The sequence below is a fragment of the Priestia sp. SB1 genome (assembly GCF_038898415.1).
Map to the genome: position 1 here is coordinate 143363 of NZ_JBBJSS010000005.1, position 21673 is coordinate 165035.

The 21673-nt window shown below is 35.8% G+C and carries 21 protein-coding genes; 6 read left to right on the forward strand and 15 right to left on the reverse strand.

What is annotated here, in order from left to right; translation table 11 throughout:
* Positions 1 to 4 precede the first annotated feature (4 nt).
* From nikC to WKH56_RS18960, 7 genes are all read right to left on the reverse strand, one after another.
* A complete protein-coding gene (gene nikC, locus WKH56_RS18930; RefSeq protein ID WP_275211018.1) occupies positions 5 to 811 on the reverse strand; it encodes a nickel transporter permease in 807 nt (268 codons plus the stop codon).
* Entirely contained in the window at positions 808 to 1749 is a 942-nt protein-coding gene (gene nikB, locus WKH56_RS18935) for a nickel ABC transporter permease (RefSeq protein ID WP_028412916.1), read from the reverse strand. Before nikB ends, nikC begins: the two co-directional genes overlap by 4 nt.
* 2 nt (positions 1750 to 1751) lie before the next feature.
* The gene (gene nikA / locus WKH56_RS18940) at positions 1752 to 3275 is read right to left on the reverse strand and encodes a nickel ABC transporter substrate-binding protein (RefSeq protein WP_098113164.1); all 1524 of its coding nucleotides are present in this window, start codon (positions 3273 to 3275) and stop codon (positions 1752 to 1754) included.
* A 242-nt stretch (positions 3276 to 3517) separates the two neighbouring features.
* Positions 3518 to 3931, reverse strand: coding sequence for a DUF4395 domain-containing protein (locus WKH56_RS18945; protein ID WP_310883905.1), 414 nt, complete (start codon positions 3929 to 3931; stop codon positions 3518 to 3520).
* 312 nt (positions 3932 to 4243) lie between these two features.
* Positions 4244 to 5074, reverse strand: a complete 831-nt coding sequence (locus WKH56_RS18950; protein ID WP_342836183.1) for a YitT family protein — start codon at positions 5072 to 5074, stop codon at positions 4244 to 4246.
* Between the two features lie 199 nt (positions 5075 to 5273).
* Positions 5274 to 5834: a hypothetical protein gene (locus tag WKH56_RS18955; protein WP_028412912.1), complete on the reverse strand. Its 561-nt coding sequence runs from the start codon at positions 5832 to 5834 to the stop codon at positions 5274 to 5276.
* Between the two features lie 197 nt (positions 5835 to 6031).
* A complete protein-coding gene (locus WKH56_RS18960; RefSeq protein ID WP_033579369.1) occupies positions 6032 to 6586 on the reverse strand; it encodes a GNAT family N-acetyltransferase in 555 nt (184 codons plus the stop codon).
* Positions 6587 to 6746: 160 nt separating this feature from the next.
* Between WKH56_RS18960 and WKH56_RS18965 the strand changes: the two genes are divergently transcribed.
* Positions 6747 to 6890 (forward strand): hypothetical protein, encoded by a 144-nt coding sequence (locus WKH56_RS18965; RefSeq protein ID WP_221833045.1) that lies wholly within the window; start codon positions 6747 to 6749, stop codon positions 6888 to 6890.
* A 66-nt stretch (positions 6891 to 6956) separates the two neighbouring features.
* On the opposite strand, the gene WKH56_RS18970 is transcribed toward WKH56_RS18965, so the two are convergent.
* From WKH56_RS18970 to WKH56_RS18990, 5 genes are all read right to left on the reverse strand, one after another.
* Positions 6957 to 7781 carry a thermonuclease family protein gene (locus WKH56_RS18970; protein WP_047750644.1) on the reverse strand — a complete coding sequence of 275 codons (825 nt, stop codon included), beginning with the start codon at positions 7779 to 7781 and terminating at the stop codon, positions 6957 to 6959.
* Positions 7782 to 8181: 400 nt separating this feature from the next.
* Positions 8182 to 8841: a 2OG-Fe(II) oxygenase gene (locus WKH56_RS18975; protein ID WP_033579371.1), complete on the reverse strand. Its 660-nt coding sequence runs from the start codon at positions 8839 to 8841 to the stop codon at positions 8182 to 8184.
* Positions 8842 to 9092: 251 nt separating this feature from the next.
* Positions 9093 to 10595, reverse strand: coding sequence for a malate:quinone oxidoreductase (locus tag WKH56_RS18980; protein ID WP_047750643.1), 1503 nt, complete (start codon positions 10593 to 10595; stop codon positions 9093 to 9095).
* A 120-nt stretch (positions 10596 to 10715) separates the two neighbouring features.
* Positions 10716 to 11540: a pyruvate, water dikinase regulatory protein gene (locus WKH56_RS18985; protein WP_310883906.1), complete on the reverse strand. Its 825-nt coding sequence runs from the start codon at positions 11538 to 11540 to the stop codon at positions 10716 to 10718.
* A 566-nt stretch (positions 11541 to 12106) separates the two neighbouring features.
* Positions 12107 to 12988: an HAD family hydrolase gene (locus tag WKH56_RS18990; protein WP_048019069.1), complete on the reverse strand. Its 882-nt coding sequence runs from the start codon at positions 12986 to 12988 to the stop codon at positions 12107 to 12109.
* Between the two features lie 313 nt (positions 12989 to 13301).
* Here WKH56_RS18990 and WKH56_RS18995 point away from each other — a divergent pair, with 313 nt between their 5' ends.
* The 3 genes from WKH56_RS18995 to WKH56_RS19005 all read left to right on the forward strand — a co-directional run bounded on the left by WKH56_RS18995 (position 13302) and on the right by WKH56_RS19005 (position 18228).
* Positions 13302 to 14765: a hypothetical protein gene (locus WKH56_RS18995; protein ID WP_013083667.1), complete on the forward strand. Its 1464-nt coding sequence runs from the start codon at positions 13302 to 13304 to the stop codon at positions 14763 to 14765.
* A 1000-nt stretch (positions 14766 to 15765) separates the two neighbouring features.
* Positions 15766 to 16788 (forward strand): hypothetical protein, encoded by a 1023-nt coding sequence (locus WKH56_RS19000; protein ID WP_033579375.1) that lies wholly within the window; start codon positions 15766 to 15768, stop codon positions 16786 to 16788.
* Positions 16789 to 17631: 843 nt separating this feature from the next.
* Positions 17632 to 18228, forward strand: coding sequence for a mechanosensitive ion channel family protein (locus tag WKH56_RS19005; RefSeq protein WP_028412904.1), 597 nt, complete (start codon positions 17632 to 17634; stop codon positions 18226 to 18228).
* Between the two features lie 2 nt (positions 18229 to 18230).
* On the opposite strand, the gene WKH56_RS19010 is transcribed toward WKH56_RS19005, so the two are convergent.
* The 3 genes from WKH56_RS19010 to WKH56_RS19020 form a co-directional block, all read right to left on the reverse strand.
* On the reverse strand, positions 18231 to 18809 hold the full coding sequence (locus tag WKH56_RS19010) for an HAD-IA family hydrolase (protein WP_048019068.1): 579 nt from the start codon (positions 18807 to 18809) through the stop codon (positions 18231 to 18233).
* Positions 18810 to 18936: 127 nt separating this feature from the next.
* Entirely contained in the window at positions 18937 to 19953 is a 1017-nt protein-coding gene (locus WKH56_RS19015; RefSeq protein ID WP_048019067.1) for a glycine-rich domain-containing protein, read from the reverse strand.
* A gap of 72 nt (positions 19954 to 20025) precedes the next feature.
* Positions 20026 to 20445 carry a hypothetical protein gene (locus tag WKH56_RS19020; RefSeq protein WP_028412901.1) on the reverse strand — a complete coding sequence of 140 codons (420 nt, stop codon included), beginning with the start codon at positions 20443 to 20445 and terminating at the stop codon, positions 20026 to 20028.
* Between the two features lie 407 nt (positions 20446 to 20852).
* Between WKH56_RS19020 and WKH56_RS19025 the strand changes: the two genes are divergently transcribed.
* The gene (locus WKH56_RS19025) at positions 20853 to 21344 is read left to right on the forward strand and encodes a hypothetical protein (RefSeq protein ID WP_028409022.1); all 492 of its coding nucleotides are present in this window, start codon (positions 20853 to 20855) and stop codon (positions 21342 to 21344) included.
* Between the two features lie 80 nt (positions 21345 to 21424).
* On the forward strand, positions 21425 to 21559 hold the full coding sequence (locus WKH56_RS19030) for a hypothetical protein (RefSeq protein WP_014459590.1): 135 nt from the start codon (positions 21425 to 21427) through the stop codon (positions 21557 to 21559).
* The last annotated feature ends 114 nt before the right edge of the window (positions 21560 to 21673 follow it).

A 21673-nucleotide genomic window follows, 5' to 3' on the forward strand; every position in this document is an offset into this window, starting at 1 on the left:
TCTTTTATCGATTAACTTGATATTTCCCTCGAATATATTCACCTAAAGCTGTAAACGTCAGCACAAATAAAATAATGGCCACACCTGGTATCAACATTAACTGCGGAGCATTGTAAAAGTAGGCCCTGCCTTCATTTAGCATCGTTCCCCATTCCGGAGTAGGCGGCTGAGTCCCTAGTCCAATATAGGATAATGAAGCCATCATTAAAATAATTTTCCCTATATCCAGCGTAGCAAGAACAAGAATATGTCCTCCCACATGAGGAAGAAAGTGGCGCAGGATTAAAGGTAGTGTTCCCACTCCGTTTAATTTAGCAACCAGCACATATTCTTTTGACTTTTCTTGAAGCACAATACTGCGCACTACCCTTGCATAACCAACCCACTTTACAATAACCATCGCAGCAATTAAGTTCAATAATCCAGGCCCTAACAGTCCGCTTAAGACGATGGCTGCAATATAGTCAGGAAAAGCTAAAAAAGCGTCTACAATTCTCATTAAAAAGCGGTCTATTTTTCCTCCAATATACGCTGAAACTAAGCCAACAGGTACTCCAATCAAAAGAGAAAGAGCTAAGACAAGAAAACTAGTCCCAATTGTGGTCTGAGCTCCAGCTACGATTCGTGAAAGGAGATCTCTGCCTAAGTGATCAGTTCCTAACCAGTGATCACCGGTGGATTTTTGAAGCCGGTCTTGCATATTGACTTGTGTGGGATCCATCGGTGTTAGCTGACTTCCAAACAGACAAAATAAAATAAGCACAATACCAAAAACGCTTATCACTACAAAAGGAAGCTGCGGCTTTTTCACGTTTTATCCCCTCCCTTTACATAGAGCTGGGGATTTACATATTTGTAGCTCAAATCCACAAGTGAATTAATTAACACAACAAACAAGCCCATCCACAAAATATACCCTTGAATCACAGGATAATCACGATTCATAATCGCATCAATAACTAATTTTCCAATGCCAGGATAAGCAAAAAGCACTTCAATAATGACCGTTCCTCCAAGCAAACTGCCTAAGCTCGTCCCTAAAATGGTAAGGATGGGCGTTAAGCTATACCGGAACGCGTGAAAAATAAAAATGCGGCTTTCACTTATTCCTCTTGCTCGAGCAGATCGTACAAAATCTTGTTTCAATCCTTCTAGCAGACTAGCTCTAATCATTCGCATATACACAGCGGACATGGCAAAACCAAGTGTTAAAGAAGGCAGCACAAGATGGGCTGCTGTGCCTGTACCCATTGAAGGAAGCCATTGAAGACGTACAGAGAACAGCTGTATAAACAAAAGACCGAGCCAAAAGCTTGGAATAGACGCTCCAATTAAAGAAATACTTCTGCTGAGATAATCAATCCACTTATTTGGATATAGTGCTGACAGCGTTCCGAGTGGCACAGCTATTAACAGCATCACAACCAAAGATGCAACCGTCAAGCGCAGCGTAGCCGGAAACTTCTCTACCAATTCATCAATGACGGGCTCTTTTGTCATATACGAAGATCCTAAATCAAACTGAAAAAAACGCGTCAGCCATTTTCCATATTGAATATATACAGGTTCGTTAAACCCTAGCTCTGTTCTCAAACTATTTATTTGTTCCTCAGACACTGCCACGTCATCTACGCGAAGCATTTGCTTAACCGGATCTCCTGGAGCTAGCTTCATTAAAACAAAGCTGAGAAACGATAGTATAACTAAAAAGATGAGTAATTCTATTATTCTTTTACCAATTAATTTCATATCTACTTCACATCTAAATCCTTTGTTATCACATAGTATTCACTTTTGGCTGTAACCCAATTTTTCACATTGTCTCTATAGGCTACAAAATTGTTCGGGTGAACAATCGAAGAATGCAGCGTTTCCTTTTCTGCTATTTCTCCGGCTTGTCTTGCTAACTTATTGCGCTGTTTTTGATCAACGGTTTTATTAAGCTCATCAATAATGGAAGCTAATGCTGGTTCATGAAAATGTCCAACATTAAATGCCCCTCCCTCCGTATAAAGAGCATTAAAGAAATATCCTGCATCTCCTCGCGGCGCGGTTACTAGGCTGTATGTAACGATTCCCCAATCATCTTTTGTTGTCATATACTCATCCATATTTTCCACTTGTTGAATGTTTATTTTTACACCAATCTTTTTGGCTTCTGACTGAAGCATTTGTGACATTAAAGGCAGTTCTGGACGATAAGGGTATGTAACAAGCTTAAAAGAAAGTTGTTTTCCATTTTTTATTGCTTTTCCATCCTTGAGTATATAACCGGCTTTTTCTAAATGTTTTTGAGCCTCACTTGGTCCGTAGGTTTTCGTTTTTTGATCGTTCGAAAAATCCAAACTATCTAAAAATGGACCTGCTGCTGGTGAACCTTGACCTGCGAGCGCTGTGTTGACAACATCCGTGGGATTTAATAATACATCAAACGCTTTTCTCACATTTTTATCTTTAAACGCTTCTTGCCTTGAATTATAGAAAAGCATTTGATTTCTGAGGCTCGGCTGTATATCTACTACAATAGATGAATCTTGTTTTAAAGTATTTAAGCTTTCAATTGCCGGACGATATACAATATCAGCTTCACCTGATTGTAAAGCAGACGTGCGTGCATTTTCATCATCATTAAATGTTAACACAACTTCATCCAATTTTGGTTCCCCGTCCCAGTATTCTTTATATTTTTTTACTTTCATTTCACTATCCGGTTTAAACGAAGCTACTTTAAATGGTCCCGTTCCCACTGGTTTACTTTTTATATCTGAAGTATCTACATCAATAATTGCCGTGTTTGGATGAACAAGTTCAGAAGGCAGCGTAGCAAGCGGCTCTGTTGTTGTAATGGTCAAGATTTGGCCACTGGCTTTCATTTCTTTAATTTTAAGTGCACTTTTCATTGCTTCACTTTCTTTTATCGTTCTTTCTAACGAATGTTTCACGGCTTCAGCATTCAAATCCTTGCCATTTTGAAACGTAATTCCGTCTCTAATCTCAAATATCCAGGTCGTCCCATTATCTTCTGTTTTCCATTTCTTTGCGAGCCACGGTTCAATCTGTAATTGCTCATTCACTTTGACTAGCGTCTCAGCAATTCCCGCTCTTACAGTTGTATAATTTAGCTGCGGATCGAGCGTGTCGCTTGGAAAATTTGATACAAAAGTAAGTGATTTCTTTCCACTCTTTTGTTCGGTACTCGCGGAGTTATCCGAACATGCAGCCAGCAGACCTATCGTAACAAGCATTGAGCATAGCAGACTTATCTTTTTTCTCATATAAACCCTTCCTTTATTAAAAACTAACCTTCTTTTATGTACTGACTCTAAATATAATCCTCCTTTAAATCGTAACGATTATTATTATCATAAAAAGTTTAATTTGTTTACCTTACTTTGTCAACAAAGGTTTTTAAAGGATACAGGTGCTCTAGCACCTGCTTTCACTCGTTGTGATGATTGAATTTATTGATAACGTATACAAATGAGCATAAAAAAACAAAGCCTTCTCGAGGCTTTGTTTATGCAGGGTATTTTTTTCTTTTATATTTCCACATCATATATCGATAACGAATCGTGCAGCCTATACAATATCCCATCAGCGCTACACCCGCAGCAAGAATCACCATTATACTAAATACATAGCCAACAAACGTATAACTAAGTAAAAATGAAATGAAAGCAATCCCAATGCATATCGTTGCAATCCATTGATTAAAAAGCTGCTGATCACGGTCTTCCATCTGATACGAAGAAATAGGTTTCTTGAGAAGCTTTTTACCTGCCATAATTACAGGATTACGCTTTGTTACAAGTGTGACTACTTCAACGAGAAAAGGCAAAAGTAAAAGCCACTTTGCCGCAAGTAAAGCGAGCAAAACCGTTATAACGATAAAGAGTTGATTAAGCTGAACTAATGGTTTGGGAATGCTCATGGAACTCCTCCTTCTTAAAACCTATTATACAAATTGGTTTACTAATTTAAAAGAAAAAGCACTCCAAATGAGCGATAAGACTCATATAAAAAAGTTACATAATTTCACTAACGTACTTTAAGATCAGTATCGTAAATAAAATCAAGACAACGTATCGTAAAGAACGGATTCGACGTTGAAGAAGACGTTTTACATGCCTTTTATTACGCATATGGGTTCTTCCTTTCGTATATTGAATTGTCTTTAGACACACTTATATCATACTTTTTCGGAAAACACCAACGTCAGAAAAAATTGCCAAGAACCACAGCTTTATGCGCTTAAAAAGCCTTTTCCAATTACGTCTCGTACATCGTGTACAATCACAAATGCTTCATCATCAATTTTTTTAATTAACTTTTTAAGTTTAAGAAGCTCTTGTTTATTAATGACAACGTACAAAATTTCTTTTGATTCTTTTGTATAGTTCCCTCGACCGTTTAGAATCGTTACCCCGCGATCAAGCTGTTCATTGATTTGATCCGCTACTTCGTTTTTATTGCTTGAAATAACGGTAACGGCCTTTTTGGCATCAAATCCTTCAATAACGAAGTCAATTACTTTTGTTGTAATGTAAAGCATGACGATCGTAAATAGTAACTTTTCGATTCCAATAATAAAATAAGAAGCCAATACCACTAGTAAATCAAAAATTAAAAGTGCATGACTGACTTTCCAGTTTAAAAACTTATTTAGAATTCGAGCAATAATGGCTGACCCTGCTGTTGTTCCACCAACTCGCAAAATCATCCCAATTCCAACGCCTAGCAGTACACCGGCAAAAACCATGCCAATGAGCTCTTCGCGAAGATGAAGACCCCAGCCTTCAGTTACGTGAAGAAAAATAGATGTAGTGATAATCGTAATCATTGTATAGACGATGGTTTTTTTCTCTAAAAATTTATACCCTACGATAAGCAAGATACCGTTTAGAATAAAGTTAGTGACGCCTGTTGAAAGATGCGTTGTATAATATAAAATAATGGATATACCCGTAACGCCGCCTTCACCCAGTCCTATTGGAATGACGAACATGTTAACTGCAAGTGAAAATACAAACGAACCTATTAATAAAAAGATGACATCTTTTACTGTTTTACTCATCGATTAAACCCTCCTCGGCATAAAAATTCACATAAAAAAGCCCCTTCTCCAAAAGAGAAGAGACGCTTATGTTTAGTTTTTATATTACGTATTCTTAAATTGCCATGTATGACTATAATATGTTCACATACGTTTGTCAAACGGAAAGTTTATGCATTATGTGTAACCAAGGCTATGAGTCATTTATCTTTTATGTATACTAGGAATGTTTTAATTTATTTAAGCAAAGACGGATGCAGGAATTAGTCGACTCAATTAATTCTTTATCGCCTTTTTTCAATCGAATTTCTAACGCGCGTTGAAAATAGTGATGTGCTCTGGAAACAACCCGCTGATCAAGTAAACATTTTCCATAATGCTGATAGACAAAGTCTTCATATATGTGAAGGTCTTCATCTGCTTTTAATTGTTCAATGAGTAGCTGAAACGTTTCATTCGCCTTATCCCACTGTTCTTGCCAGTGATATGTATGTCCAAGTCGGATCGTATTCAAAAATTCACCTATTGTATCAGCATGTCGGTCATATAGATAAATGGCCAGCTGCAAGTGTCTTTCACTGCTCGTTAATTCTCCAAGTATGCGCTCATATACACCAATATGTCCATATGTTTTAGCAGCGGCACACTCATCCTCTTCTTCAAGAGCTCGTTTCTTTAAATAGATGATTCCCTGCTTCATTTGGTGTGGGTTAACCGGAACTTCTCGAAGCTGTTCATTAAATCGATAACTCATATTAAACGGAAGATCTCTGATGTTCATGCACGCTCCTTTCATGTGGCACATCAGCAAACATACTTTCATGACCGCTTGCTTATGGTCCATTGGATGTAGGATTCTTTCCATTTTGATACGTTTACGCGATTTACAGGAAAGCTCAGCAAAAGTGCTGAGCTGTTGGTTCTTATTATTTTACTTATATATCCATTTTATCACAAAAAATACTACCGTAAAGATGATCAGGCAGTCTTCATATAAAAAAATGGTTTTTTATCAATAAAAATGGTTTTATGCTCTTGAAAGCCTATACGCTGATACAATTTTTTGGCTTCTATGTTATCGTATTCAACGTTTAACGATAAAAACATCTTACGCTTTTTGGCTTCTTGCTTGGCTACATTTAAAAGAGCCGTTCCTATCCCTTTTCCGCGGTAATCTTCGTCTACACATAGAGAATCAATATAATAATCTCCATGTTCAGTTTCTATATCAATTTCCCACGCTGGATTATTAAGTTTCGCACGCACAAAACGCTTAACTGGTTCATAAAGCGTTTGTAACATACTTCCTTCGTAGCAAAGCATAAGTCCAACTACCTTCTCATCGACTTCTGCGACTGTAATATGATGATAGCTATAGCGATTCTTCTCAGACAGAATAAACGCTTTAAGTCTTAAAAGCGCTTCTTCATTCGTTGTAGCCGCCGTATGAGAGCGTGCAATACTCCCAAGCATGTCATAAAGTAATTCCGTTACAGCAGAAGCATCTTCTTTTCTTGCTTTCCTTATTTTCACGATTTTCAAACTCCCTTTATTCTCTTCGCTTGCGTTATTTGTAGCAAAACTTCTTACCTATCTACTTTAACACGAAAAAGAAAAGAAAGAAAAAAATTAACTCCTAATCTTCCTTTCATTGTATAATTAATGTATATTTTCAAATGAATGGATGATGACTATGAAAAAACACCGTCAGCAGAAAGATACTACGGTAAGTGGATGGGGATTTTTAGCAGAAATTCTTTTACAAGTGCCTCAGCTGCTCATATGGCCCCTGCGTCTTCTTATACGGATTGGTCGCTCTTTGTTAGATGGTATTTAGCCACTCCTATACAAATACTTACTTAACTCAAAAAAAAAGAAATTCAGCAGTTACTGAATTTCTTTATTAGTTTTTTGCTTTTTTGTATCCTGCTTCTTGTGCATCTTTTTCAGTACAGAACCAAATGACGTTGTTCATTGTTTGATTGTAGTGTGCCCCTGTTGGCACGTGATAAATTTTAGAGTTTTGATTTCCTTTTATTTTACCTTCGCAGCTTGTGGCAGATTGAGTATCTTTTTGATTAGAAGAGGACTGATTTTTTACAGCATCCGTATTATATCCTTTTTCTTGGGCATAGTTTTCAATACTCCAGATGCCTTTTTCGCTTTTTCGAGCCTGCTCCTGTATTTTCTTAAATTCGTCTACGTACTTTGTGTTAGGAGGAAATACCGCTACGCGGGCTAGCCCTTTTGCTAGCAGCTCTTCATTGTATAGCTCATTGTCTATCCATATATACGCAAGTAACCGTCCATATTGATCACGTTCTTGCACATCAAATTCAAGAGTGATCTCCTTCCCTTCTAGCCTTTTTTTCGTGTAAGCAGATGCTTCTGGACCAAAGGGCTGTACGCCTAGTTTGGGATGCTTTGTTTCTGGGGTATCGACAAGAAGTAGTCGTACGCGATCCGTCTTTCCGTTCAGCATTTTTACTTTAAGCGTATCGCCATCCACCACTCTTTCTACCGTAGCTGCCTCACCTACTACGTCTTCACGACTTGCTTTAGAAGGACTATGGTCTTCTTCTTGATCTGATGAACCTTCTACTTGAACTTCTTGTTTTGTATCCGTAGAAGGTGTGCTTGAATGACTTGCCTGCTCATCACTGCATCCAGTAAGAAGCAGCATAAACATCGCGATCATGATGTAAATAATTGCTTTTATTTCTTTCAAAACCCGGGTCCTCCTTTAACACATTCCCTATCTACTATATAAAAGTAAAATGATTTTATAAATAGTGTAAATCACCTAAAAACAAAAACTCGTGAAAATACCTTTCACGAGTTTTTCGCGCAGCCTGTTTTAAAGTCATTATTTTAAATAGCATCTATTTTATTTTTATTTCACGAACACATTTTTCGTTTTTGTGTATCCAGATTTTTAATCATGAGGATATTTTACACTACAAATACATTTATCGTCTACCGGCTTATAAGAATAAGGAATAGCCGCACAAATAGAATAAGTGTGAATATTTCAATATCATAACTGACTGCCATGATGACTATTTTTTTGTAACATAAATAAGAGCCCTTACTAACAATAGCTAATAGGACTCTTCAAACCTTTGTTTTTACGATCGAATTTTTTGTTTGCGCATCCACTGGGTAGCGACCCACTTTTCTCCTTTTATAACAGGAGCTCCTCCGTGGAGAGTACGGTCATTAAGTTCAGCATCACTATAAAAATATTCAAAGTACACGGCCATTCCCTTTGTGGGAGATACGGAAAGACCCAGCTTAGGAAAATAAGTTTCTCCTCCTTCTTCCACATCATTTAAGTACATAACCAATGTACTAATACGGTTATTTTTAGATGCTTTACTTGCAGAAGTGAAATAGTCGTGATGCGCTTTGTATTCTTGATCAGGCAAGTATTTTAAAACTTGAAGGCCTTCAGCATATTCAATAGACGGTCCCATTATCTTAGAAAGTCTCTTTTCAATTTGATGTACAAGCTCGTTTTCACTTTCTTCAAAAAACATGCCGCTGCTCGTTCGAATACTGTTTACTTCACGTTCAGCTCCAATTTTTGATCGTTGCATTTTATCTTTGGATAGCTGTATAAGTTCGTCACATTCTTCGGTACTTAGGACATTTCCTAAAACTAGAACAAGAGGCTCTTCAAATCGAGCAACAATATTGATCTCTCTGTCTTCTAATTTAATTTTATTCCCTGAATGGCTAAAAATCGTTTGTTCTTTCGTTAGTAAAGATGTATTAGTTGTAATCATCTTTTATCGGCTCCTCAAAATAGCTATTTTCCAATTCTTCACTCTATTATATGTAAACGCTTACTAATAAGAATTATATCATGTATACGAAGTAAATTCTGCTAGCAAAGGAAATAAATAAAAAGAAGCCCGTTATATAACGGAGCTCCTTCATTTTTTCTTATAGATTTCACTTATATTTTAAACACTTTATAAAGCAGCCTAAAAAAATTCTTTTAATCTAAAGCATACGTGCCAAAGGCCGCCTAAAATCATCGGTACGCAAGTTCTTTTTTACTTAAATTCAGCGTTTGTGCTGTAGAAGCATGAATTTCGTTAAAAAGCGCTGGATTTTCTACCAGTGACAAGCCGTAAGAAGGAATCATTTCTTTTATTTTTGGTTCCCAGTTCTTCATATGCTGCGGGAAACATTTTTCTAACACTTCAAGCATAACATGAACGGCAGTCGAAGCGCCTGGCGAGGCCCCGAGCAATGCAGCAACGGAACCATCCGCTGAACTCACAACTTCTGTACCGAATTGAAGAGTTCCTTTACCTCCGGCTTCCGTATCTTTGATTACCTGTACACGCTGACCCGCTACGACGATATCCCAGTCTTCGCTTTTTGCGTTTGGAATAAATTCGCGAAGTTCTTCCATACGCTTTTCATTTGACAATAGCACCTGTTGAATTAAGTATTTCGTTAAGCCCATCTCTTTGACGCCTGCTGCTAACATCGTTAAGATATTATTCGGTTTTACAGAATTGATTAAATCCAAATTTGAACCCGTTTTTAAGAACTTTGGTGAAAATCCGGCAAAAGGTCCAAACAGCAGTGTTTTGTTGCGGTCGATATAGCGTGTATCAAGATGTGGAACCGACATCGGCGGAGCGCCAACCTTTGCTTTTCCGTACACTTTCCCGTGATGCTGCGCTACAACTTCGGGATTATTGCATACCATAAATAACCCGCTTACCGGGAACCCTCCAATATGTTTGGACTCAGGAATACCCGTTTTTTGGAGTAAAGACAGACTTCCGCCTCCTCCTCCGATAAAAACAAAGTTCGCCGTGTGATATTCCTGTTTGCCGCTATGAATATCATGTACTTTTACTTCCCACGAGCCGTCTGCGGTACGTGTCAGATTTTCAACGCTGTGGTTATAGTTTATTTCTACGCTTTTACTTTTTAAATGTGTAAACAACATACGAGTTAAAGCTCCAAAGTTCACGTCCGTTCCTGAGTCAATTTTGGTTGCCGCAATTGCTTCAGTCGATGTACGGCCTTTCATAACAAGCGGCATCCATTCTTTTAACTTTTCAGGACGATCCGAATACTCCATCCCTTGAAACAACGGATTATTTGATAGCGCTTCAAAACGTTTTTTCAAAAAGGATACGTTCTTTTCTCCTTGTACGAAACTCATATGAGGGATTGGCATAATAAACTCTTGCGGATGATGAATTAAATTACTGCTTACAAGGTACGACCAAAACTGTCTTGAAAGCTGAAACTGTTCATTAATTCGCACTGCTTTCGTAATATCTATAGATCCGTCAGCTTGTTCAGATGTATAGTTCAACTCGCACAGGGCAGCATGCCCAGTCCCTGCATTATTCCATTCATTGGAGCTTTCTTCTCCTGCATCTGCGAGTTTTTCAAATACTTTGATTTCCCATTCCGGCACTAACTCTTTTAGTAAAGATCCCAGCGTTGCGCTCATCACTCCGGCCCCAATTAAGATAACGTCTGTTTTTTTATATACATTGCTCATCACAATCTTCCTTATCTTTTATATTTTAAAAAAGCACCTTTTAGCAACACGCCTGTTCTACCTGACTCTCTATAAATTGAGTATGTCTGACAAGTTGTCTGTCTTACATAATGGGAGTTTTTATACATACCCTTTCACCTTGTCCTTTTTTAACATGCTCAATATCACTTCAGCGGTTTCTTCAACTGCTTTACCTGAGACATTAACAATAGGACAACCAATGCGCTTCATAATTTTCTCAGCATAGTCCAGCTCTTCAAGGATTCGATCTACATTGGCATAATTGGCTTGAGACGCTAAACCTAAATTTTTTAATCGTTCTTTTCGGATTTCATTGAGCTTATCCGGTGTAATAACTAAACCAATACATTTATTTTTTGGAATAGTAAAAAGTTCATCAGGAGGCGTCACTTCTGGAACTAACGGTATATTCGCTACTTTAAGACTTTTATGAGCTAAATACATAGAAAGTGGCGTCTTAGATGTTCTCGAAACACCAATCAACACTAGATCAGCTCGCTTGATGCCTCTGAAGTCTTGTCCATCATCATATTTAACAGCGAATTCAACTGCTTCTACTCTTCGAAAATAGTTATCGTCTAATTTTCTTGTTAATCTCGGTTGAAGATTAGCTTCTTTATTAAAGGTTTGGCTAAAGGCACTCATAAGAGGGGTCATCAAATCAATGGCTACAATTCCTTCTTCTTGTGCCGTTTGGTCAAGATACTGTTTTAAAGGTGGGATGACGATAGTATACGCAATGATGGCTTCGTTACACCTTGCTTCGGCAATGATATTATCAATATTTTCCTCATTTTCTACGTAAGAAGTATTTTGAATTTCAATATCTTCTCCACTAAATTGAGTTAAAACTGCTTTTACCATCAGCTCAGCCGTTTCACCTACTGAGTCGGAAACTATATAGACAATTTTTCTTTTATTCACATTAAATCTTCCTATTCTTTGATTTTGATAGTTTAATAACGCTAATATTTTTATTTAGCAGCTTACAAGATACACAATTTAATAGTAATGAATAGATAAATATGCTGGTCACTGTGATTATAAACACTTTAACAAAACAATTAAATTAAGGATTTATGTCATACTAATTATGAAATAAATATAAATATGTTATACTATTTTCATTAAATGTTATATTAGCATTAAATATACGGAGATACAATCCCTTTTCTGCGCATTTTATAAAAAGTTTGAAGAAAGAAAAAGTTTAGATTTTAAAATGTTTTATGCTTTGGCATGGTGGGACTCATCAGGGCTGAGAGGTGTTTTGCAGGGATAGTTACGAGGATAGTTATATAATTATGTTGTTTATAACATAATTTTTAAGTTATAGAAGATTTATTCTTAGCTATTCTTTTTAGCTAAGAGTGCTATAACTAAAAATAATGAACGGTTTACTTTTCATCTTATGTATACTAAAAACATCGCCTAACAGACGATGTTTTGAAGAGCTGGTTATAATGCATTGTCGTGAAATAGATTCATTTCTATAAAACGGGATTACTTCTAGTAGATTTTTGTAATAAAAATTTAGAAAGATAATGAGATACGCCGTTTTCGTCACAGTTAAATTCCGTTATGTCATCGACAATTTCTTTAATATGATCCGGCGCGTTTTTCATAGCTACAGCGTAGCTGGCAAACTGAAACATTGGTAAATCATTGTTGCTGTCGCCAATTGCTAGAATGTCTTGCTCGGGCAAATTAAAATGTTTTAGCATTTGCTGAATTCCCGTTGCTTTATTTACGTTTGCCACCATCACTTCGACATTGTGTTTAGATGAAGTAGAAGTTGTAAAGTCTGTTTCTTGCTTGAGTTTTTCAAGCTCTTCTTTCCATTTATCGATATGCTCGTGCGTTCTTGCAAAGAAATAGAACTTTGAAAATTCACTTCCTTCTACGGAATCTTTCCAGTCAATTTCTTCTTTAATTGCTTGTTTACGAGAAAGCCATTCGTTAATTTCCACACTGTCTGGCTTTGGCTCTTTAATTTCATTTTCAACATACGGCTGATCTTGTTTTAACGTCACGCGAGGTGTGCCATACGGGAAAAGCTCGTAGTATACCTTGTTCGCTCTTGCTTTTTCAATAATAGTTTCCACCAATTGAAGTGAAAGCGAATGCTGAAAGACTGATTCTTTTCCTACGTATCCTGCCATACCATTTGATGTGATAAATCCATCTACTTGAAAGCCTTCAGGAACTAACTCTTCTATTTCATCAAACGCTCTTCCCGTAGCAATAAAAACAAAAATTCCCTGTTTGCGTAGTTCGTCAACGGTTTCTTTTGTTTGAATACTTACTTTGTTGGAGCGATTTAATATCGTACCGTCCATATCTAAAAAAATTGCTTTAGGTTTTAACAACATATTTATTCCCCCTATTTGTAAAAAGAGTGTACTTGGCAAGTATAAACTTTTCCATTTTCAAACTCAATGAATGTACTTTGCTTTTCTCTTTTATAAAGCTACTATAATACTCTCCTTACATCTAAAATTGTACAAGCGCTATAAAGAAAGAATTTTATATTTGCAATAAGCCTTTATATACTAATAGCTGGTTAGGCTAATTTGATATAAAACAGCATTCACAAAAACGAATTTTCCTTTTAGCCTTTAGAGTATCGTTCAAAAAAGATATAATAAGAGTGTTACAGATTAAATACATACAGAGGAGGTCAACATGAACGAACCATCCAATTTTTCTCCTTACCTTATTAAACAAATCAGCGATGCAATCGATGACAATATCAAAGCAAAGTGCATAGACTTTTTATATGATTCTCATTCGTTTTTTTCGAATGAAAAAGATTTTATAGAAGACTACATTTTAAATATATTGCAAGATACGTTTGTTTTAGAGAATAAATTAATAAATCCTAAGGAAATACGAAACCCAGCCTACAAAAGAAGACAATCAAATAAGAAAAACTGGCTGCAAACATTAAAAAAAGATATTAAAGCAGAAAAGCCTAATCCTATTTTTGAAGACATTGAATTAGCCAAAAAAGTGATGGATAAAAAAGTGGATACCGAACACTTAAAAAAGCTGTTTGGCGTGGAAAAACCTGAAGATATTTTAAAGATAAAGTTAAAAGAAGTAGAGGCATGGGCTAAAAGCAAAAAAACAAACATTACCGATTTTCCTTATTTAGATTCAAAAATGAATTATCAAATAGAGAAAGCATTTCACACGGACTTTACTTTTTTAATTGCGGAAATCATCTTAGAAAAATACAATGGAAATTTAAGCAACTGGATTGATAAACGATTAAATTCGTGGGTAGAGGCGCCTATCTTCTCAAACGAAAGTCATTCTCTTAAAACCAATATGGAAGTTAAAACAAACTCCCAAGAAGTCGTTTTATATAATGACTATAAAGTTGATGAAGAATATTTCATTCGCACCATTATCCCTGTGAATGATAATCAAACGGTTCTTTCCAAACGAAATATGGTTTTAGACCCAAAAGATTCCCAAATTATCCAGTTTGCTCTTTCACAGCGCGACGAGATGTTTTATAAAGAAAAAACGGTGACTCTTGATTTAGCGGATATCGTGAAAGAAATTTATAATTCAAAAGGTGTAAAAAACTATGAAGCCGTTGAAGCCCGTATTATGAAAATTGCCAGGTATCACGTAGAAGGTGTAGCAAAGAAGAAAAATTCCAGAGATACAAAATTTGCGATCAACTTCTTTCAAAAGGCTGTTATTGAAACCGATGAAGTAACGGGCAGACGATATGCAACGATTGTATTTAGCGATGATACGCATCAAGGCTTTTTAAATCAGCAGTTTGTACAAATTTACAGTGACGTTATTAAAAAGTTTAAAGATAACTCGCTGTCTTCTTTACTGCTTTATGCATTTCAAAAAGAGCGTTTAGACTGTTATTTACAAGAAAAGTCTTACACTCATTTTTACCCGTATCAATATTTTGCTTCAAAAGTTCGTTTTCGTTCAAAGAAAATTGATGTAAACCTAAAATTAATTAATGAATCTCTAGCAGAATTTGTTAGCAATCAAGTACTGATCCAAAGTTATCAGCAAAAACTTCAAGGATTTGAAATCTCTTTTATTCCTCTTCAAAATTATGAAATTCAAGACTATTTTGGAGGAGAACATAGAGAAACATTGGAAGGGTAAATCATTCCCTTCCTTTTTTATTTGACATTTTGCCATTTTCGTCTTTTTGATACAAAATCTCCCTCTATTTTCATTTCATAGTTTGGAAGTTTTGTCATTTTTAACGTACTACACAAAAGCTTTTGCCGTTTTTGACGTACTCCTCCGCTACTTTTGCCGTTTTCTGCGTACTAATTACTGTCTTTTGCTGTTTTTGACGTACTACTTTGCTTCTTTTGCTGTTTTTGACGTACTAAATTCATTTTATTTACCCGTCATCACTTATTAAGTGTTAATTATTCTCTTTTTTTCGTAAAACAATCCTACCTTTTGCCGTTTTTGACGTACTCCTTCACTACTTTTGCCGTTTTTGACGTACTCCTTCACTACTTTTGCCGTTTTCTGCGTACTAAACATTGCTTTTCCCTTTGTTATGTCATTTTCAAACCCCATTTTTTATTTTTTTCGCAGCATATATAAAGCTTTTGCCATTTTTGACGTACCAAACGATAACTTTTGCTGTTTTTAGCGTACTACCAGGTCGTTTTTGACGTTTTTCACGTACTAAAAATAGCTTTTGCCATTTTTGACGTACTATTGAAATTCATTGTGTTATTTACAGCGATCAGAGAAGTGATTTTTTTCCCTTTTTTTAGGTGAATCGAGATCACTTTTGCTATTTTTGGCGTACCACTCTTCACTTTTGCTATTTTCGGCGTACTATATTGAGCCTTTTGCCGTTTTTTACGTACTAAAACGCATAAAGTTTTTTTTGATTTTTACTGATCGTAACAAACACTGTTCTACCGGCGCTTGCTTGCTTTTGCCGTTTTTGTCGTACTAAAAAACCTATACGCTGAATCCCTTGCTATGACAGCATTCTTTGAACCTTTTGCCGTTTTTCGCGTACTACTCGTTCGTTTGCGATTCTGTTTCTTATTGATATAATTTTCACAAGGTATTCTTTGTTATTTTACCCTAATAAATTATTGTTGATATGAAATAGATTGGAGGGATTCTCATGATAAAAAAAGAATTTGCGAAAATTGGAAAACAAATTATTCGCCAATTGTCTAGCACCGTAGAAAAATATAAAGATATTGAAGATCACATGGACCTAGACGCTCATGGGAACCCTACAATCAAGACAGTGGCAGAACATCACCGTTTATCTAAATCTCAAATTTCACAATTAATTTTTTATCACTTCCTTCACGTTGATGAAAGAGGTATTATTTGTGATGTTTCTGAAAAAGAGATTGCAGCCGCTTTGAATTGTACAGTTCGAACAGTTCGCAACAACAATGTAGTATTAGCAGAAACAGAATTAATTTCCTATTCTCGCAGCGGCAAAGGAATCAATATTTGTATTGTTCCCTACCCTCAATATTTTGAAGAACACGGCTTTGGGTTTATGGAATTAGAATATACTCGCTTTGAAGAACTTATTCTAATTGAAAACGTAAATGCCCTTCGCTTAGAGCTGCGCAAAGAATTGGTTTATGACAACGATACGATTAAGCGTCAGTTTAATCCTGGAGAAAACACTTCAAAAATTAGCTTTAATGACTATAAAATTTTTACGCCGAAATATACTCACTACAAAGGTATGATGCAAAAAATAGCTGAAACGCAGGCGAGCGCATTTAAAACCGTTGTCCAAGGATCTACTATTTTCTTTGTTTTAAAAGACGGAGCTAAAAATGGCAAGATGTCAAAACAAGAAAAGAGAGATCAATACGATGCGGCGATTCGACGTACTATTGAAGAGACTTTTGTAAAATTATCTGGACACAGCACAGATTCTACAGGAATTGTTATGTCTTCATTCCAAAACGAAGACATCGCTGATTTGGTTCAGCTTTCTTTTGAATATGGTATTGAACGAGTGAAGTCTGCCCTTTATACATTGATTGAACAGGCCTTCTTCAGCCATGATGCTCAAGTCGTTGAAAATTACGGTGGGAAAATCCGTACGCTCATTCGAAAAGAGCTTTCAAAAAATCTTCAAGATCAAGTCCCTGCCGAACTTACAGCTTCATAAGGGGCTTCTTTGGCATGCCTTTTTTTTATTTTCTATCCCTTCTCCTCTCTTTTTGATACAAATAGTACAAACAAGCACCCATTTTTTCAGCTCTCCAATTCCATTATCCTATCCATATAAACGTAACGAGTTTAAATAAATGATATTTCTTGTGTATAACTATGGAATATTACTAAAAAAACACCTTCATACTTATCCACAAAAGAAAGAAAACATATTCAATGACTGTTATATCATCCTCTTTATTAATAAAAACATCCCTTTTATTTTTTTATTAACGATAATTTCAAGGTTATTTACTCTTTAACATAACTACTTTTATCCACAGTGGAAATAATTCATACTTTTAACAGCAATCTTCATACTATTGATTTTAAAATCCATCTATTGTAGAAGAAAAAACATAGTAAATAAAATAGATTTCATATCTACTACGATAAAAAACATCCTTTAGCCAAAGGATGCTGTTCACAAAAAAGGGCTATTTTCCACACAGTTATTTATTGAAAAGCTATTTTCTTTCTAACCCTTGATATCATTGGGTTTTTAGAGGATTTTTCTTTCTTTAATATCTGTATATAATGTTTGCTAATAAGATCTATACTAATCTCTGCTATAAGATTTTATTTAATATTTGTATAAAGAAATGTTTTAAAAATATCTATACCTGAGGATTTTCACTTTTTCTAAATTAAGGAGTTTTCATTACATATACCAAATACAAATAAATTAAAATAAAATAATAGTTCAAACGCCTCTTAATAAATTCTAGTAGTATATTTTTTAAAATAAATTATACTATTCAGTAGAGAAAAATTTATAAAGCAAGAAAGGGACTTAGTCATGAAATACATACAGTGGGTACAGCAAACTTTATTTAATACCGGTAGGTGGATTGACATTAGTGAAGTAATCATAAAGATTATCCTCATTTTTATCATTGCTCAAATTGTCATCCGGTTTGCTCGCAGTGTCATTAATAAAATCTTTGATTTCAGATTTAAAACTAAACTGCTGAGGTACAACGAACGAAAAGAAATAACGCTGAAAAAACTTTGTCTGAGCATTGTCATGTACGTTGTGTATTTTATTGCACTTATTACGTCTTTAGAGGCAATCGGAATTAATATGAAAGCACTTTTAGCTGGTATTAGCGTAGCAGGGTTTATTACAGGCTTAGGTGCACAGAATTTGATTAAAGATATTTTAAATGGGTTTTTTATTCTATTTGAAGATCAATTCTCAGTAGGAGATCACGTATCTATAAATGATACGAAAGGAACTGTTGAAGAAATTGGATTGCGCACGACAAAAATTCGCGGAGTTGACGGAGAGTTTTATTTTTTTGCTAATAGTAACATTACAAAAGTAGCGAACTACACGCTCGGTGAAATCCCCGAAATACATACACCTGAACAAATAAAAACTCGTGAAGAATAGCTTCACGAGTTTTTATTTACGACCGTTGTAAAGAATTGATTATATGATGTAAGGTGATAATCTGCTTCAATATCGTTATTTTGAAATGCACATGTTTTAATTCCCAGTTCACGGGCAGGTTTTAAGTCGAGTTCGCGATCCCCAATTACTAAATCGAGCTGATACTTATCGTGAAGATAGGCATAAGCTCCGCTATCAGGCTTTCGTTTGTAGCCATCATCCTTTGTAATAATCTCCGTGAAGTAGTGCTCCATATTAAAAAATGCCAGGATATCAAGCGTAGATTGTCTAGACTTGTGCGTAACAATTACATTTGTATCCGCAAAGCTCAGTACGTCTTCTACGTGAGAAAAAGCAGGCTTATCTTTAGGATTGATTTTTTGTTCGAGCACATGGAAGTGTTTATCAAACAAAGACTTTTCAATATCAAAATGCTTGATTGCTACTTCAGAAGATATTTTCATTTGTTTTAAAATATCATCTTCTGAAATCGTTTGATCTGTTAGTAATTCTTTGAATGCTTTCACGATAGTCGGATAGGTATCAAAGATGGTTCCATCAAAGTCCCATAAAATATTCATTTTCGCTGTCTCTCCTTTTTAAAAACGTAACGATTATACCAAATTTTTCACCGCTTGTCAGTGAATCATTTTGTCGTCGTTGCATTTAAAGTAAAAAAACTCGTTTTATACAAGTTTTTTTACTTTATTAGCTGCTGCTGCACCCACTCCCGCAGCTAGAGCTTGAACAGCTTGAACTGCTGCAGTTTGAACTCGAACAGCTGCTGCCGCTGTCATGATGGTGATGACCTCCATCGTTGTGGTGATGGTGGCGGTTGTCTTCCCAGGGGCTTGAACAGCTATACCCACTGTAAGAGGCTGTCTCTCCCGCATACATCGTCTTTTTATATAGCAACAGTTCATTCATATGGCTTGAAAAGTTGGTGGCTTTGTAGAGAGAATAAAAAACAAAGCCTTGAAGAAGAAGTTCGTTTGATACATTTCCTTTTTTAGCCGCTTTTTTAAAATAAGTTGATCCGCCCGTTTTTTTTCTTTTTCGTGCAGCAGTGACTTCTTCTTTTAACGTTTGAATCAGGGCTCTCTGCTGTTTTTCCCATTTGCCGTTTCTTAAAAAATAGCGATCTAGTAATTCATCTTCTGATAATCTTTGAAAATCTTGAAGCGTACTTTTATCAAGCGGATGCTGAAAAAATTTCCCCCAAAGCAGTCGGCTGTTACCCGTTATGTCAAACAAATGAGCATACATCCAATCGAAGAACGCTCGCTTATCCGGCTGTGGGGATGGAGCTGTTTCTACATTTGGCTGGTGATGCAAAAAGCGGTTGAAAAAGTGTTCTGTAAAACGCTCATAATCTACTGTAAACATAATCATTTCATGCCATACTTCATCCACTTTTGCACTAAACATCGGTACGTCTTTGATGACTGCATTTAATAAAAAGTAGCGCTTCATCTCAAAAAACGTCCATTCCACTTCATCGTCTTTTGTATTTTTTCCTTTCATGCGCTGTTTCACTTGCTGAACATAGGCTACCGGTAAAGAATCTTCTAGTGAATGAACAATATCTTCAAAGCCATTATCTTTATGTATTCCGAGCTCATCTGGAAGCTCCTCTTTATAGAAGCGAAATCTTCTCGACTTTGCAACCCCTTTAATAATCAAAACTAAAAGAATTACCGCTACTACTATAATTGCTGCTATCATCTTCTTCCCCCTGTATCGTATCTATATATTCAATATTTTACCACATTCGTAAAACACAAAAAAAGAGCTCAATTAACTTGAGCTCTCGTCATCATCGGGTATCTCGTCTACCTTTTCTACTTTGACTAGACCTTTCGTGCTATATTCAAGATCAAAGTATGCTTTAACGATATCCCCTTTTTTCAAATTGCTTGGAATCGGTTCATTTAAATTTTTATCGGAAAATTTAATGCCCGTTCCTTCTTTTGTTGTTCCGCTGTATGTACCATTTTCGATTTTTTCAATAGTAATATAATACACTCGATATTTGTGCGCTTCCTCGTCGCCTTTCGCTTTTTCTTTAACGGTTTCTTGTTCAGGAAGCTTACTCAGTGTTTCTTGGGCCTGTCCAGAAGTCGGCTCTGCTGATCGATTTATGAATTGCATCACAACTAACACTAAACATATAACTACTAAAACTAATAATAATATCTTTTTTGCTGATAAAGACAATGAACTGTGCCTCCTTACACCTTTATGTATATCATGCTGCACACAAGAGATTATACACGATAAAGGATTAGAAATTGGAATAAATTCTATAAAAATAGTAAAAATATGAGAAAGTACCTAGAATTTTTTACGCTTTTCTGCACTTTTTTGAGATAGAAAAGAAATTTGGTACCTTATCCTTAAATTGTAACTGATTCACTTCATTTTCGGAAAGAGTTTTGCCCATTTTGTCGTAAAAAAGTCATAATAAGAAGGAATATCACACCATATTGTCGAACGTATGTATATACTTATAATGAACTGCCGAACTGCTTTTCTCTATCCTCATTGTTGAGGCAATATGGCAACTGAAACAGCTTGCTGTTAAATTCAGATTACACATCTATACTCAGGAGGTGGAATGCAAAATGATGTTTGCACTTATTGTTGTGGTTGGTATCGTAGCACTTGGCGTAGCTAGCTTCTACGTCATTAAGCGACCTCAAGGCGCTGTTGATCCTGAGGATCGCAAACCGCTTGTTTCTGTAAACGGGCATGTTAAATTTGCAGAAGGAATTAATCAAATTTCCATATCTAAAATTGACATGTACGATCAGCGTCTTGTTATCAATCAAGTAGCTATTATTCCATTTAACCGTATTCAACGAGCAGAATTTTCAAAGGTTGTCAAAAATGAAAAAGGCCTTCACGGAGCTCCTGTTCAACGCTATTTCGGTGAGTTAACCATCCATTTCACAGACAAGAACGGGCAAGAAACCTACATTCGCTGTGAAACACCGAAAAAAAATCAATTTCACCTCATCTACCAGTACGATTTAATGAAAAGACAATTAAATAAGCGTCTTGGTCTTGAAGATCAGCAGCCTTACCTTACTCTTCAAGAACCATACGAACTATAAGAGAAAACCTCCCTTTTTCACATATTATTTCACTTCCCTGTACATACTAGAAGCGAAACTGAAAATGGGAGGTCATTTCAATGGATTTCGTCCGTTTTTTGCAATATTTTTGTTCAATCGCCGGCGCTCTATGCTTGGGGTTTACCTACTATCACATGTTCAAGCGTGACGCTCCGGTTAAAAAAGAAGAATCACAGCAAGGTGGAACTGAGTGAAGTTCGCCTGCCGTGATTCTTCTTTTTATTTATATATTATTTATTTTTAGCCCAACAATAATTTTTGGTAAGTATATTTGTAATAATATTCTATTTAAATCAATTTTTACGAAT